The organism is Thiorhodovibrio frisius, assembly GCF_033954835.1.
GTDB classification, from domain to species: domain Bacteria; phylum Pseudomonadota; class Gammaproteobacteria; order Chromatiales; family Chromatiaceae; genus Thiorhodovibrio; species Thiorhodovibrio frisius.
The window spans coordinates 1,913,167-1,927,954 of the sequence record NZ_CP121471.1 but is presented as its reverse complement, the minus strand read 5'-3'; the positions used below and the strand labels follow the sequence as shown (position 1 = coordinate 1,927,954).

20 protein-coding genes are annotated in these 14,788 nt (G+C 57.4%); 1 reads left to right on the top strand and 19 read right to left on the bottom strand.

From position 1 onward, the window contains the following. Positions 1 to 104: 104 nt before the first annotated feature. Entirely contained in the window at positions 105 to 2,369 is a 2,265-nt protein-coding gene (gene clpA, locus Thiofri_RS09040; protein ID WP_009148343.1) for an ATP-dependent Clp protease ATP-binding subunit ClpA, read from the bottom strand. Between the two features lie 173 nt (positions 2,370 to 2,542). After that, positions 2,543 to 2,887, bottom strand: a complete 345-nt coding sequence (clpS, locus tag Thiofri_RS09035; protein WP_040855694.1) for an ATP-dependent Clp protease adapter ClpS — start codon at positions 2,885 to 2,887, stop codon at positions 2,543 to 2,545. A 533-nt stretch (positions 2,888 to 3,420) separates the two neighbouring features. Between clpS and Thiofri_RS09030 the strand changes: the two genes are divergently transcribed. After that, positions 3,421 to 3,639: a cold-shock protein gene (locus Thiofri_RS09030; RefSeq protein WP_009148341.1), complete on the top strand. Its 219-nt coding sequence runs from the start codon at positions 3,421 to 3,423 to the stop codon at positions 3,637 to 3,639. Between the two features lie 169 nt (positions 3,640 to 3,808). Here Thiofri_RS09030 and icd read toward each other — a convergent pair whose 3' ends face one another. The 17 genes from icd to rplE all read right to left on the bottom strand — a co-directional run bounded on the left by icd (position 3,809) and on the right by rplE (position 14,749). Beyond that, on the bottom strand, positions 3,809 to 5,071 hold the full coding sequence (gene icd / locus Thiofri_RS09025; RefSeq protein WP_040856433.1) for an NADP-dependent isocitrate dehydrogenase: 1,263 nt from the start codon (positions 5,069 to 5,071) through the stop codon (positions 3,809 to 3,811). A gap of 85 nt (positions 5,072 to 5,156) precedes the next feature. After that, complete coding sequence (locus Thiofri_RS09020) at positions 5,157 to 5,966, bottom strand: SAM hydrolase/SAM-dependent halogenase family protein (protein ID WP_143741868.1); 810 nt, start codon at positions 5,964 to 5,966, stop codon at positions 5,157 to 5,159. 124 nt (positions 5,967 to 6,090) lie between these two features. Next, a complete protein-coding gene (gene rplQ / locus Thiofri_RS09015; RefSeq protein WP_009148338.1) occupies positions 6,091 to 6,492 on the bottom strand; it encodes a 50S ribosomal protein L17 in 402 nt (133 codons plus the stop codon). A 23-nt stretch (positions 6,493 to 6,515) separates the two neighbouring features. After that, positions 6,516 to 7,529 (bottom strand): DNA-directed RNA polymerase subunit alpha, encoded by a 1,014-nt coding sequence (locus Thiofri_RS09010; protein WP_009148337.1) that lies wholly within the window; start codon positions 7,527 to 7,529, stop codon positions 6,516 to 6,518. Positions 7,530 to 7,552: 23 nt separating this feature from the next. Further along, entirely contained in the window at positions 7,553 to 8,173 is a 621-nt protein-coding gene (gene rpsD, locus Thiofri_RS09005) for a 30S ribosomal protein S4 (protein WP_009148336.1), read from the bottom strand. A 17-nt stretch (positions 8,174 to 8,190) separates the two neighbouring features. Further along, complete coding sequence (gene rpsK, locus Thiofri_RS09000) at positions 8,191 to 8,577, bottom strand: 30S ribosomal protein S11 (protein WP_009148335.1); 387 nt, start codon at positions 8,575 to 8,577, stop codon at positions 8,191 to 8,193. Positions 8,578 to 8,902: 325 nt separating this feature from the next. Next, a complete protein-coding gene (rpsM, locus tag Thiofri_RS08995; protein ID WP_009148334.1) occupies positions 8,903 to 9,259 on the bottom strand; it encodes a 30S ribosomal protein S13 in 357 nt (118 codons plus the stop codon). A 199-nt stretch (positions 9,260 to 9,458) separates the two neighbouring features. Beyond that, positions 9,459 to 9,572, bottom strand: coding sequence for a 50S ribosomal protein L36 (gene rpmJ, locus Thiofri_RS08990; protein ID WP_009148333.1), 114 nt, complete (start codon positions 9,570 to 9,572; stop codon positions 9,459 to 9,461). Between the two features lie 179 nt (positions 9,573 to 9,751). Next, positions 9,752 to 11,104: a preprotein translocase subunit SecY gene (gene secY, locus Thiofri_RS08985; protein WP_009148332.1), complete on the bottom strand. Its 1,353-nt coding sequence runs from the start codon at positions 11,102 to 11,104 to the stop codon at positions 9,752 to 9,754. Between the two features lie 52 nt (positions 11,105 to 11,156). Further along, complete coding sequence (gene rplO, locus Thiofri_RS08980) at positions 11,157 to 11,585, bottom strand: 50S ribosomal protein L15 (RefSeq protein WP_009148331.1); 429 nt, start codon at positions 11,583 to 11,585, stop codon at positions 11,157 to 11,159. A 4-nt stretch (positions 11,586 to 11,589) separates the two neighbouring features. Beyond that, positions 11,590 to 11,775 (bottom strand): 50S ribosomal protein L30, encoded by a 186-nt coding sequence (gene rpmD / locus Thiofri_RS08975; protein ID WP_009148330.1) that lies wholly within the window; start codon positions 11,773 to 11,775, stop codon positions 11,590 to 11,592. A 3-nt stretch (positions 11,776 to 11,778) separates the two neighbouring features. Then, on the bottom strand, positions 11,779 to 12,285 hold the full coding sequence (rpsE, locus tag Thiofri_RS08970) for a 30S ribosomal protein S5 (RefSeq protein ID WP_009148329.1): 507 nt from the start codon (positions 12,283 to 12,285) through the stop codon (positions 11,779 to 11,781). Between the two features lie 120 nt (positions 12,286 to 12,405). Beyond that, complete coding sequence (gene rplR / locus Thiofri_RS08965) at positions 12,406 to 12,762, bottom strand: 50S ribosomal protein L18 (protein WP_009148328.1); 357 nt, start codon at positions 12,760 to 12,762, stop codon at positions 12,406 to 12,408. Between the two features lie 24 nt (positions 12,763 to 12,786). Further along, positions 12,787 to 13,320, bottom strand: a complete 534-nt coding sequence (gene rplF / locus Thiofri_RS08960; protein ID WP_009148327.1) for a 50S ribosomal protein L6 — start codon at positions 13,318 to 13,320, stop codon at positions 12,787 to 12,789. A gap of 34 nt (positions 13,321 to 13,354) precedes the next feature. Beyond that, positions 13,355 to 13,750, bottom strand: a complete 396-nt coding sequence (gene rpsH / locus Thiofri_RS08955; RefSeq protein ID WP_009148326.1) for a 30S ribosomal protein S8 — start codon at positions 13,748 to 13,750, stop codon at positions 13,355 to 13,357. Between the two features lie 144 nt (positions 13,751 to 13,894). After that, positions 13,895 to 14,200, bottom strand: a complete 306-nt coding sequence (gene rpsN / locus Thiofri_RS08950; protein ID WP_009148325.1) for a 30S ribosomal protein S14 — start codon at positions 14,198 to 14,200, stop codon at positions 13,895 to 13,897. 9 nt (positions 14,201 to 14,209) lie between these two features. After that, a complete protein-coding gene (gene rplE / locus Thiofri_RS08945; protein ID WP_009148324.1) occupies positions 14,210 to 14,749 on the bottom strand; it encodes a 50S ribosomal protein L5 in 540 nt (179 codons plus the stop codon). Between the last annotated feature and the right edge of the window lie 39 nt (positions 14,750 to 14,788).

Here is a 14,788-nt window from a genome sequence, read left to right as displayed (position 1 = left end):
TCCGTCCACAACGACCCGAGCGAGCCGCTTGTGGAGGCGAATTGATTTGCCCCACGAGCTGCCCGCCCGGATAGCCCTGCCCAGGATAGATAGTACATTCGCCCTCAGGCGGCCACCGACTCGCTGTCGAAGCTTAACGCCAGATCGCCATCCTCACCCAGGCTCACCCTTACCCGCCCGCCGTTGGCAAGTTCGCCGAACAGCAGCTCGTTTGCCAAGGGCTTCTTGATGTGATTTTGAATCACCCGGGCCATCGGGCGGGCGCCCATTTGCCTGTCGTAACCCTTCTCGGCAATCCACAGTCGCGCATCCTCATTGACCACCAAGTCGACCTTCTTCTCGAGCAACTGCTGCTCAAGCTCGAAGATGAACTTATTCACCACATTGGCGACTGTCTCGGGCGCGAGATGCGCGAACTGCACCACAGCATCGAGCCGATTGCGGAATTCTGGCGAGAAAAAGCGTTTAAGCGCCTCCATACCATCCGATGAGTGATCCTGCTCGCTAAAGCCGATGGAACGCCGGGCGGTTGCCTCGGCACCGGCGTTCGTCGTCATCACCAGCACGACATTGCGAAAATCCGCCTTGCGGCCGTTGTTGTCCGTCAAGGTGCCATGATCCATCACCTGCAACAACAGATTGAAGACATCCGGGTGAGCTTTTTCGATTTCATCGAGTAGCAGCACCGCGTGCGGGTGCTTGGTGACTTCCTCGGTCAGCAGCCCGCCCTGGTCGAAGCCGACATAGCCGGGTGGCGCACCGATCAGTCGCGAGACGGTATGACGCTCCATGTACTCCGACATATCGAAGCGAATCAGCTCCATGCTCAGCACCCGTGCAAGCTGACGGGTGACCTCGGTCTTGCCGACGCCGGTCGGGCCGGTAAAGAGGAAAGAACCAATGGGCTTTTCCTCATTGCCAAGACCGGAGCGGTTCATGCGAATGGCCGAGGTCATCACATCAATGGCCTCATCCTGGCCGTAGACAACCATCTTTAAGTCACGGTCAAGATTGCGCAGGGATTCGGTATCCGACAGGCTGACTTTCCTCGGCGGAATGCGCGCGATCTTGGCGACAATGCTCTCGATGTCGGCCACATCGATGCGCTTCTTCCGCTTGGCCGCCGGGCGCAGCTGCACATGGGCACCGGCCTCGTCGATCACATCGATGGCCTTGTCGGGCAAATGGCGGTCGTTGATGTATTTTGCCGAGAGTTCGGCCGCAGCTCTCAGGGCCGTCTGCGTATAATTGACCTGGTGATGGTCCTCGAACCGGGGCTTTAGTCCCTTGAGGATTTCAATGGTCTCCTCCACCGACGGCTCGTTGATGTCGATTTTCTGGAAGCGCCGCGCCAGGGCACGGTCTTTCTCGAAGATGCCGCGGAATTCCTGATAGGTGGTAGAGCCAATACAACGCAGGTCGCCCGAGGCGAGCATGGGCTTGATCAGATTGGAGGCGTCCATCACGCCACCAGAAGCAGCCCCTGCACCGATGACGGTGTGAATCTCGTCAATAAAGAGCACGGCGTCTGGTAGCTTCTTGAGTTCAGCCAGCACGGCTTTCAGGCGCTTCTCGAAGTCCCCGCGATATTTGGTGCCGGCCACCAGGGCGCCCAGGTCAAGTGAATAGATGGTGGCATTGGCCAGCACCTCCGGTACCTCACCATCGACCACCTTTTTGGCCAGCCCCTCAGCAATGGCGGTCTTGCCAACCCCGGCCTCGCCAACCAGCAGCGGATTGTTCTTGCGCCGTCGGCACAAAATCTGCACCGTGCGCTCCACTTCGAGAGCACGGCCAATCAGCGGATCGATGCGGCCCTGCCGCGCCAGCTCGTTGAGGTCGGTTGCAAAACTGCGCAGCGGACTGGCGGGTTCTTTTTCATCGCCACGTCCATCATCGCCCTCGGTGGCGGGGTCTTCGCCCTGATCCTCCCCTGGCACCTTGGAGATGCCGTGGGAAATGAAATTGACCACGTCAAGTCGCGTCACATCCTGCTGATTAAGCAAAAACACCGCCTGGGAATCCTGCTCGCTAAACAGCGCGACCAGCACATTGGCGCCGGTGACTTCTTTCCTGCCCGAGGATTGCACATGGAAGACAGCCCGCTGCAGCACCCGCTGAAACCCCAGGGTTGGCTGGGTTTCACGCCCGTCACGGCCGCCAAGTAAAGGCGTTGTCTCCTCAATGAAAAGGCTGATGTCCTGCCGCAACTGCGTGGCATCGGCTCCACAGGCTCGCAGCACCTTGGCCGCCGATGGATTATCGAGCAGACCGAGCAGCAAATGCTCCACGGTCATGTACTCATGTCGCTTTTCGCGTGCCTGCTTGAAGGCGCTGTTCAGAGTGAGTTCGAGCTCTTTGCTTAACATCTGCTAAACCCGGGGCATTGTTGCCGTTGATTTGGGAGCTTCAGTGAATCTGGCGATCTGGTGACCTGAGCGAGAAAGACCTGGGCAACCACCCAGTCTAGGTAACCATCCAGTGTCGGAATGGGTCAGGGTCGCATTAGTGGGAGCCGTAAAAGAGGGTATCGCCACAGGGGTCAGGCCTCTTCCATAGTGCACATTAGAGGATGCTGATTGGCGTGGGCGTGGTCCTTGACCTGCGCGACCTTCGTCTCAGCGATGTCGCGGGTAAAAACGCCACAGACACCAACCCCGCGCGTATGCACATGCAGCATGATCTGCGTCGCTTTCTCGCGGCTCATGCCGAAGATGGCCTCAAGCACATGCACGACGAACTCCATGGGCGTGAAGTCATCGTTGAGCAGCAACACCTTGTAGCGCGGCGGCTGCTTCAGCTTCGGCTTGGATTCCTGGACCGTCAGTCCGGCGCCGTCATGCGGATCCTCATCCGAGTCCTGGTCGTTTGGGTGCCACTCACTCATGCCAGTTATGATCGTCCTGCTCAACATCCTCTCTCACGCAACCTCTCAGCCCAACCACTCATGGCTCTTGGCGCCCCGGAGAATGAATCCCTGTGATTCACCCAAAGGCAGATCGGGGGTGCGCGCGCCTAGGCTAGGATAGCAGACCCGCGATTCGCCTGGCTCAAGACCGGCAGCAGCGAATTGCCAATGCCATGGTTGATGTTGGGTTTAGAGGAAGAAAATACAGCCCCCGGCGCTTCACGTCCAGCACCCACGACCAGCGGAGCTGTGTCGATATGCCGGGCTCGATGCGTCGCGCCGACGCGCACCCTGGCGCAGTTTGAACTCAAAAATCAACCATCTATAATTAGGGTTCGGAATGCGCCAAATTCAAGTGCGCGGGCCAGGTACAAAAATGCCTCAGGATGCACCAAAGATCAGGGCACGGACGCTGGCACGCATCAGATAACAACAAGCATTTCGTCAAAGCCAAGAGCGCCCATACCTAGAGCGCCAACACCAAAGGTGACAGATGTCGTGGAGGACAGACAATGACCAAGGGGACTGTAAAGTGGTTCAACAATGCCAAGGGCTATGGCTTTGTGAAGCCTGAGGATCGTGACGAGGATGTTTTCGTACACTTCTCATCGATCAGCATGGAGGGTTACAAGACCCTGAGGGAAGGGCAGCGCGTGCAGTTTGAGGTTACCCAAGGGCCAAAAGGTTTGCATGCCGCGCATGTGCAGCGCGATGCGCTGCCCGATCTTTAATATCCCAGCCCAGAACGAGCCGAAAATCTCAAAGGGTTTCGGTATATTGCCAGATGCATTGTTTCAAGCCATCGGCAACGAAATCTCCAACAAGGGCTCATGCCAGAAGGCATGAGCCCGTCCAAGCCGGACCCAGGCCGACGGAGAAGATACATCAAGGCGACCAGGATCAGGCAGCCATGTTGGCAATCACTGCTTCCCCAAAGGCGGAACAGCTCAGTTTTGTCGCTCCGGTCATCAGTCGTTCAAGGTCGTAAGTGACGGTCTTGGCCTGAATCGCCCCCTCAATACCGCAGATGACCAGATCGGCGGCTTCACTCCAACCCAAATGGCGCAATAGCATCTCGCCCGAGAGCAACAGCGAGCTTGGGTTGACCTGATCCTTACCGGCGTACTTGGGCGCCGTGCCATGGGTCGCCTCGAACATGGCAACTTGATCGGACAGATTGGCACCTGGGGCCATGCCAATGCCGCCAACCTGGGCCGCCAAGGCATCTGAAATATAGTCGCCGTTGAGGTTAAGGGTCGCGATGACGTCGTATTCTTTGGGGCGGAGCAGGATCTGCTGGAGGAAAGCGTCCGCGATCACGTCCTTAATCACGATGTCCTCACCCGTCTCAGGGTGCTTGAAGCTGCACCAAGGGCCACCGTCGATCTCCTTAGCGCCGAATTCGCGCTTGGCAAGCTCATACCCCCAAGTCTTGAAGGCCCCTTCGGTGAACTTCATGATATTGCCTTTGTGGACCAGGGTGACCGACCGGCGGTGATTGTCGATGGCGTACTGAATTGCCTTACGCACCAGTCGCTCGGTTCCCTCCTCCGACACCGGCTTGATGCCGATACCAGAGGTACTCGGGAAGCGGATTTTCCTAACACCGAGTTCGTCCTGCAAAAAACCAATCAAGCGCTTGGCCTCGGCTGAGCCGGCCTCCCATTCGATGCCCGCATAGATGTCTTCTGAGTTCTCGCGGAAGATGACCATGTCGGTATGCTCCGGCTCGCGCAGCGGGCTCGGGGTTCCGGAAAAATAGCGCACCGGGCGCAGACAGACATAAAGATCCAGCTCCTGGCGCAAGCTTACGTTCAGCGAGCGGATTCCACCGCCAACAGGCGTGGTCAGCGGTCCTTTGATCGAAACCACACAATCGCGCACCGCGCTCAGCGTCTCCTCTGGTAGCCAGCAGTCGGCACCATACTCCCGGGTCGCTTTTTCACCGGCAAAGATTTCCATCCACACCAGCTTACGCTTGTCACCATAGGCCCTGGCAACAGCGTCATCAAGCACGCGTCGCATCACCGGGGTGATATCAACGCCGATCCCATCGCCTTCAATAAAGGGAATAATGGGTTGATCCGGAACATTGAGCCGGCCGCTAGCATCGACAGTAATCTTCTGTCCCTGCGCAGGTACCTGAATTTTTTTGTAAGTCATAGTCTTCTCGCGATCGAAAAAAAGAAATCCCACGGTAGTGGCGACCGGCTTCCCTGTCGCGGGCGGCTTCATAAACAGCGCGCCCTCAGTGGTTGCCAACTTCCCAGGTTAGCGCATCGCCGGCAGACAGACCCAATAGCCGATCCGCACGCTCCTGATTGGCCGCAATCTCCACAAGTCCAAAAGCGTTGAGATACCAGAAGGCAGCACCCTCTGGAGCCTCGCAGAAGGTGCGCGCCTGGGCGAGACGTTGATTGCCGACGCAGATGCGCGCATCCGGGGTGGCAGGCTCCAGCGCAAGCCCGGTGATGAGGTTTCCGTAGTGATCAACGTAGAGAACCCGGTCACAATCTAGCGGAGCGTCATATCCCTGAATATCCGCAGCTGTCAAGCTCTGGCATGGTAGCGGAAGACGGCCATGGGTCAAGGCAATCGCCATCGGCAGAAACAGATCCCGGCCGTGAAAACTGTCGGAGTAGCATTGCGGACGCCAATCAATGCGCCACAGGGCGCATTCCACCACCGCACAACGCCGCACTAGGGGTGCGAGCAGACCATTGTCGGGTCCGACGAACCAATTCTGTCCACAACGTAACGCGAGCGTCGCGCGTTCACCACCGACTCCGGGGTCCACAACGCAAAGATACAGGGTGCGCTCGGGCATGCCACTGATCAGCCCCGGAAGCAGATAGGCCGCAAGATCCGGGCGAAAGGCAGGCAGATCGTCCAGCAGGTTGATGACGGGCAGTCCCGGAGCCAAGCCAGCCGCCAATAGTTGCAGCTGCCCGATATAGGGACCGGGCCCAAAATCTGTCACCAGGGCGATGCGCTCAGGCCTAGGGTCCAGCGCTTCATCGAGCGCGGCGGAGGATAGCTCCCACTCGGCTGACGTCATGCCCGGCATCATGGCTCGAATCCAACAAAAAAGCCGGGTCCAATGCCCGGCTTTCGCAGTCTCACGCCCCTAAAGATCAGCAGCGTCGGTCATGCACGCGTGCGCTGCGCACATGCGCTGAGGTTCACGCTGCCTCGGCTTCGATCTCAGTGTCAGATCCGTCCGGCTGCGCACGATCAACCAACTCGACGTAGGCCATGGGCGCCGCATCGCCGGTGCGATAGCCGCACTTGATGATACGCAGATAGCCCCCTGGGCGGCTTTCATATCTGGGCCCCAGTTGGGTGAACAGCTTGGCAACCATTTCCTTGTCGCGCAGGCGGGCAAAGGCCAGCCGCCTGGCGTGAACGGAATCAGTCTTGGCCAGGGTGATCAGAGGTTCGGCCACGCGCCGCAACTCCTTCGCCTTGGCCAATGTGGTCTTGATCAATTCGTGACGGAACAGCGAGCTTGCCATGTTGCGAAACATAGCCTGGCGATGGGAGCTGGTCCGGTTAAGTTTCCTTCCTGCTTTGCGGTGACGCATTGTCCAAACCTCGAGAACTCGCTTTACTTAACCATTAATTCTTCGACATTATCCGGCGGCCAGCGCTCAAGGCGCATGCCGAGCGACAGTCCACGAGTCGCCAGCACGTCCTTGATTTCGGTCAGGGACTTCTTGCCGAGATTGGGCGTTTTCAGCAACTCAACCTCGGTACGCTGGATCAGGTCGCCGATCAAATAGATATTCTCGGCCTTCAGGCAATTTGCCGAGCGGACCGTCAATTCAAGTTCATCGACCGGGCGCACCAGCATCGGATCGATGCCGACTTCCTCGGCTGCTTCCTCATCACTGTCCTCGCCGATGCCGGAATCTTCAATCTCCACAAAAAAGGACAACTGATCGCGCAGAATCAGAGCTGCACGTTCAATGGCCTCCTTCGGCTCGACAGTACCGTTGGTCTCGATATCGATCACCAGACGGTCGAGATCGGTTCGTTGTTCGACACGAGCCGACTGGACCTCAATGGCGACACGCACAACAGGGCTAAACGAAGCGTCGAGCGGCAACTTGCCAATCGGACGATCTTCACCGCCTTCGATGTCGCGCACGCTTGCCGGCTCGTACCCACGTCCGCGCCGCACGGTCAGCGTCATGCTGAGTTCGGTTGCATCGGTCAGGTGGGCAATTTCGAGATCCGGATTGGCCAATTCCGCCGCATGATCGAGTGCGATATCCGCGGCTGTCACGGTGCCAGGCCCGGTTTTGCTCAGAGTGAAAGTCGCCTCATCACGACCTTGCAGCGACAAGGCCAGCTGTTTGAGGTTAAGCAAAATCTCAAGAACATCTTCCTGCACGCCTTCGATAGCTGAATACTCGTGCAAAATGCCCTGTATCTCGACCTCGGTCACCGCATAGCCGTCCATGGACGATAGCAGGATGCGCCGCAGCGCATTACCAAGCGTATGGCCGAACCCACGCTCAAGCGGCTCGAGGGAAACTTTTGCGTGACGCCGGCTGCCATCAACCGCGTCGACGGTAACAATGCGCGGTTTCAGGAATCCACTGGCAACATCGGACATGAAATAGCCTCTTCGTCAGTGCGTTACTTTGAGTACAACTCAACGATCAGGGACTCGTTGATGTCAGCCGGCAAGTCCGCACGTTCTGGAATTCGTTTGAAAACGCCCTTAAATCCCTTGGTGTCAACCTCGATCCAATCCGGAAAACCTGCTCCTTCGGCCAGTGCGACGGCACTTTGCACGCGCACCTGCTGCCGGGATTTCTCGCGGATTTCGACCTCATCCTCGACGCTAACCTGGAAGGACGGAATATTCACGGCACGGCCATTGACGATCACAGACTTGTGACTGACAAGTTGGCGCGCCTCTGCACGAGTTGCCCCAAAGCCCATGCGATAGACCACATTGTCTAGTCGGCGCTCAAGAAGTTGCAGCAGGTTTTCGCCAGTTGCCCCCTTAATGCGCGCAGCAGTCTTGTAGTAATTGCGGAACTGGCGTTCCATCACGCCGTAAATGCGGCGGACTTTCTGCTTTTCGCGCAACTGCAATCCGTAGTCCGAAAGACGTCGACGCCGATCCGCCGCCTGTCCCGGCATTTTTTCCAAATTGCACTTTTGATCAAGCGGTCGCGCCCGGCTCTTGAGGCCGAGGTCAGTTCCCTCGCGACGCGCCAATTTACAAGTCGGTCCGGTATATCTTGCCATGCTGCTACCCTCCCTGATCAGACACGCCGTTTCTTCGGCGGACGACAGCCATTGTGCGGAATGGGCGTGACATCGGTGATACTGGTCACTTTAAAGCCCGCATTATTCAGTGCCCGCACGGCGGATTCACGACCCGGCCCCGGACCCTTGACGTTGACATCGAGGTTCTTCACGCCAAATTCCTTCGCAACCTGACCGGCCCGACTCGCGGCGACCTGAGCCGCAAAAGGCGTGCTCTTGCGCGACCCGCGAAAGCCCGAACCCCCGGAGGTTGCCCAGGTCAAGGCATTGCCTTGGCGATCAGTAATGGTGATGATGGTGTTATTGAAGGAGGCGTGGACATGGGCAATGCCATCCGCTACCTGCTTCTTGACCTTCTTTTTAGTGCGTACCTGCTTAGCCATTGGCGTGCAATACTCGCAATTACTCGAACAAAAATAAATTAAGTCTACCAGTCGAAATCGCTACTCGGGCGAAATCAGAGCGGCCTGACTGGATTAGTGGTGGAGCGCAACTTTAAGCACCCGACAGATGAGAGGCCAGCTGACCAGGGCGAGGTATGAAACCGACCGTGGCCCTGACCCCTACAACTCTCATCGTCTTGCTCCACCCCGAAGAATCAATCCGTGGGATTCACCGTAAGTCCCATGCTTGTGCCATCGCACGAATAACGCGGATGTATCAAGTGAAGGCTGAAACGACGACTGAATCCGACCCGAAAAGACCCGATTAACGTTTGATCGGACGGCGCGGGCCTTTGCGCGTGCGCGCATTGGTTCGCGTCCGCTGACCGCGCAATGGCAGACCGCGACGGTGGCGAATGCCCCGATTGCAGCCAAGGTCCATCAAGCGCTTAATGTTCATCGACACTTCTCGGCGCAGGTCACCCTCGACCGAGTGCTTGCCGACTTCCGTCCGCAGACGCTCGACTTCTTCTTCGGTCAAATTCAGGATCTTGGTATGCTCGGGAACCTTTGCCGCAGCACAGATCTTTGACGACAAAGTGGGTCCGATACCATAAATCGACCTCAACGCGATCACCGCGTGCTTGCGATCAGGGATGTTGACACCGGCAATACGGGCCATGGGCGTTCAGCTCCTTAAAAACTCATTCAGCGCTCTGCAAATCGCGACATTTGCGGCGCTAGCGACTCGATTAATTCTAGATTGTTTGTAGGGTCAGCGACTCGACCTGAGCCGTCGCCAGTCCGACTGAATGACCGGACAGCAAACGAACCAGTATACCAAGATTTCCCGCTACGTCAATGGCCTCAATCGCCACCGACTATCCCTGCCGTTGCTTGTGGCGCGGATCTTTGCAGATAACGCGGATCGTGCCATTGCGCTTGATCATCTTGCAATGCCGACAGATTTTCTTCACAGAAGCACGCACTTTCATTATCGTCTCCAAATAAGTATTACAGAGCTTGATCAGAGCCGCATCAGCTCGCCAACTTCTACAGGCGCTGTCGGTCAATCCGACAGGTTCAGCAATGCACTGAGACAGCGTTGATACTGGCTTCGCCAGGTTGGCTTGACCTACCGTTGCCGGCACGGACAACACGACCAGCCTGGCGCTCAGCGCATCAGCCCGCCACCTGGCGCTTTGAGATTTGCCTTTTTCATCAAGCCTTCGTATTGATGTGACACCAGATGCGCCTGCACCTGCGCCATGAAATCCATCACGACCACCACCACAATCAGCAGTGAGGTGCCGCCGAAGTAAAAGGGCACATTCCAACCGACGATCAGAAATTCTGGCAGCAAACACACGGCTGTGATGTAGAGAGCGCCAATTGCCGTGAGACGCGTCATCACGGTATCGATATAGCGCGCCGTCTGCTCGCCCGGACGGATACCCGGAATGAAAGCCCCCGAGCGCTTGAGATTGTCGGCCGTATCCTTCGCATTAAACACCAACGCAGTGTAGAAAAAGCAGAAGAAAATGATAGCCGCCGAGTAAGCCAGCACATAGAGGGGCTCACCCGGAGAAAATTTGGCGGTGAGGTCCGCGAGCCAGCGCAGGTCTTCCGACTGGCCGAACCACTGCCCCAGAGTCCCCGGAAACAGAATAATGCTGGAGGCAAAAATCGGCGGAATCACACCGGCCATATTCAGCTTTAGCGGTAGATGGGTGCTCTGCGCTGCCATCATCTTTCGCCCCTGCTGCCGACGGGCGTAATTCACAGTAATGCGCCGTTGTCCGCGCTCCACGAAGACCACAAAAGCCGTTACCAGCAGCGCCAATGCAAAAAGCGCCAAGACGGCAATGGCGTTCATCTCACCGGTTCGCACCAGCTCCAAGGTCCCTCCGACGGCCGATGGCAAGCCGGCAACAATGCCCGCGAAAATGATAAGCGAGATCCCATTGCCAATGCCTCGCTCGGTAATCTGCTCGCCGAGCCACATCAGGAACATGGTTCCTGTTACCAGCGATACGGCTGCGGTAAAGACAAAGCCAACGCCGTGGGTCACCACAATGGCCGAGCCGCCAGCGGTTTGCCCCTGCAACGCCATTGAAATACCAATGGCCTGAAAGCTCGCGAGCACCACTGTGCCATAGCGCGTGTATTGGGTAATCTTGCGCCGCCCGGCCTCGCCCTCTTTTTTCAGCTGTTCCAACTGAGGAATCACCGACGACATCAGCTGCATGATGATGCTCGCCGAGATGTAAGGCATGATGCCGAGCGCCAAGATACTTGCACGCTGCAGGGCGCCTCCCGAAAACATGTTGAACATGTCGAGAATCGAACCCTGGTTTTGATCAAACAGAGCGGCCAGCGCCTCAGGATTGACCCCCGGCACCGGAATAAACGTTCCGATCCGATACACCAATAAAGCGCCAAGCACGAACATCAGCCGCTGGCGCAGCTCAGTTAGCCGCCCCATACCGCCAAATGTCTGACTGACTGATCCGCTATTACGCGCCATTAAATCTGCCTGCTCAGATGCTGGTTCAAATGCCCGTTCGCACTAGAGTGCCTCAGTCCTCTACCGACCCACCGGCAGCATCAATCGCCGCACGCGCGCCTTTGGTGATCGCCAGGCCTTTCAGCCGCAAGGGCTTATTGATGGGACCCGCGAGCACGACTTTGACCCGGCTGACAGTGCGACCGATCAGACCAGCCTCACGCAATGCGCCAAGGTCGATGGTGTCGGCTGTGACCTTGTTCAATTCGCTGGTCCGGATTTCATCCGCATCCATACTCTTGCGCGAGCGAAACCCGACCTTCGGCAACCGGCGCTGCAGCGGCATCTGGCCGCCCTCGAACCCGAGCTTATGAAAGCCGCCGGAACGAGACTTCTGACCTTTGTGGCCGCGACCGCAGGTCTTGCCCAAGCCGCTGCCAATGCCACGCCCGACGCGCTTGGCACGGGCCCGGCGACTAGGCTGTAAATCATTGAGTCGCATTGAATTATTCCTCAACGAGCTGGACCATATAGGCCACTTTGTTGAGCATGCCCCGGGTGGCCGGAGTATCCTCGACTTCAACCACCTGATGCATACGGCGAATACCGAGGCCACGCACACAGGCCTGATGGCGCTTGAGGCGGCCGTGAATACTGCGCACCAGTTTAACTTTCATCATGTTATTGGCCATGACTTACCCCAGAATCTCCTCAACCGTCTTGCCGCGCTTGGCTGCCACTGACTCGGCGTCGGTCATGTCCTTCAGACCGTTAATCGTGGCCTGCACGACGTTGACGGGATTATTGGTACCGATGCATTTCGCCAGTACATTCTGAACGCCAAGCACCTCGAATACAGCGCGCATGGCACCGCCAGCGATAATGCCAGTACCTTCGGACGCTGGCTGCATGAACACATGCGCCGCGCCATGGTGCCCGAGCATGGGATATTGCAGGGTGGTTCCCTTTAGCTTGATCTCCACCATGTTCTTGCGTGCCGACTCCATGGCTTTTTGAATCGCCACTGGCACTTCCCGCGCCTTGCCCGTGCCATAGCCAACCCGACCCTTGCCGTCACCGACAACAGTGAGTGCGCCGAAGCCGAACACACGGCCTCCCTTCACGACCTTTGCCACCCGGTTGACGGAGATCAACTTCTCAAGTAAATCGTCGCCTTCCGGCTTTTGGTTGTAGCTCGCCATCAGTAATTCCTGAACTTATTCGTCTTTTTGGCTGGGTAGGAGGCTTGCGTCAGCCGACTGGAACTCAAAACCTTGTCCCTAGGAGATTGGTCCCTAGCGGATTGGGTTTGTTGAGCTTGGTCAGAACCGCAGTCCGTTCTCACGCGCCGCGTCCGCCAGCGCCTTGACCCGACCGTGATATTTAAACCCGGAGCGGTCAAAGGCGACCTGCTCCACGCCGGCCGCTTTGGCACGTTCGGCGATCAGTTCCCCAATCCGTGCGGCAGACTTGGTGTTACCGGAGTAGCCCTGGGCACTTTCCCGTACTGGCTTCTCGACGGTAGAGGCACTCGCCACCACCTTGCCGCCGTCGGGCGCGATAACCTGCGCATACATGTGTCGGGGCGAACGATGAATGCACAACCGATAGGCCCTAAGCTCGCGAATTTTCGCCCGGGCACGCGTTGCCCGGCGCAAACGTGATTGTTTTTTATCCATTTTATCGATCTTCCCCGGAGACCCTTATTTTTTCTTCGCTTCTTTGCGCAGCACGTCTTCGTCGGAATAGCGTACACCCTTGCCTTTATACGGCTCAGGCGGACGGTAACGACGAATCTTTGCCGCGACCTGGCCGACCTGCTGCTTATCGGCGCCGCGCACGATGATTTCGGTCGGCGACGGGGTTTCGATTTCAATTCCCGCAGGCACCGGGTAGTCGATGGGATGCGAGAATCCAAGCGCCAGATTGAGCGTTTTTCCTTTCGCCTGAGCGCGATAGCCAACGCCGACAAGTGCCAGCCGCCGTTCGAACCCGGTACTCACTCCGACCACCATGTTGTTGATCAAAGCCCTAGTGGTTCCCGCTAAAGCCCAAGCCTTCTTTTCATTCATCGTCGGCGCGGTCCGCACCTGCCCTTCGGCAAGCTCCACGCTGACCAGAGGGTGAACGTCCCAGCTGAGCGTCCCCTTGCTACCCTTGACTGTGACCGCCTGGCCCTTGATGTCGACGTTGACACCAGACGGCACACTGACGGGCCACTTTGCGATTCGAGACATGTGACTGATCCTCTATCTTCCTTGCGCCGCGCTATCAGGCGACCAGAGCCAGAATTTCGCCCCCGTGGCCAGCTTTACGAGCTGCCCGGTCGGTCATAAGACCTTTGGAGGTGGAGACAATGGCGATACCGAGACCACTGCGAACCCGAGGCAGGTCATCTTTGCCCCGGTAAATACGCAGTCCCGGACGGGACACCCGCTTGATCAGCTCAATCACCGGCTTGCCGCGGAAATACTTGAGCTTGATCTCAAGCGCGCGATGCGGGCCATCGCCAGCGACGCTGTGCTGGTTGATATAGCCTTCATCCTCAAGCAAGGCGGCAATGGCAATGCGCTGCTTTGACGCGGGCATGGTAATGGTGACCTTGCCGCGCATTTGACCGTTGCGAATACGCGTTAGCATATCCGCAATTGGATCAGACATACTCATAACTGGCTCCTCAGGTCAGACCGCCCGCAGCCCCCTTTAGCCGTTTGGCGCGATACCCACTTGGTTTAGGACGTTTTGTATCTTGCTTGCTTGATGAGGCCCAACTGACACGTCCAATGAATCCCTGGGCTTAAGCAATTAATCTTACCAGCTTGCTTTCACGACGCCGGGAACGTCGCCGCGCATCACGGCCTCGCGCAGCTTGTTCCGGCCTAAGCCGAACTTGCGATAAACCGAGTGCGGCCGGCCACTGATACGGCAGCGACGTTGCTGGCGCGTCGGACTGGCATCACGGGGCAACTTCTGCAACGCCGTCAAAGCGGCATCGACCTCTTCGGGGGCGGCACTGCGATTATTGATGACGGCCTTAAGCGCCGCACGCTTAGCCGCATACTGCTTGGCGATTTTTGTGCGCTTGCGGTCACGCTCGATCATGCTCGTTTTTGCCATGATGTCACTCTAAGTTCGGAACGGAAATTTAAAAGCTTCCAACAGTGCGCGCCCTTCCTCGTCGTTCTTTGCCGAGGTAGTAATCACAATATCGAGGCCGCGCAGGGTGTCGATCTTGTCGTAATCGATTTCCGGGAAAATGATCTGTTCGCGCACGCCCAAGGAGTAGTTCCCGCGCCCATCGAAGGCTTTCGGGCTCATACCGCGAAAGTCGCGAATACGCGGGATGGCGATATTGATCAATCGATCAAGAAATTCGTACATGCGCTCGCGGCGCAGCGTTACCTTGCAGCCAACCGGCCAGCCTTCGCGGATCTTGAAGCCAGCGACTGACTTACGCGCGTTATTCACCACCGGCTTTTGCGCGGCAATCCGCGTCATGTCCGACACTGCGAAGTCCATGACCTTTTTATCAGTCACAGCCTCACCGACACCCATGTTCAGGGTGATTTTTTCGATCCTCGGCACCTGCATGACGCTCGGATACTCAAAGCGCTTCTGCAATTCGCCAACGAGTTGTTCTTTATAGAGCTGTTGTAATCTAGCCATTGTGCTGAACCTGTTCCGATATCGACCTCAGGCATCGAC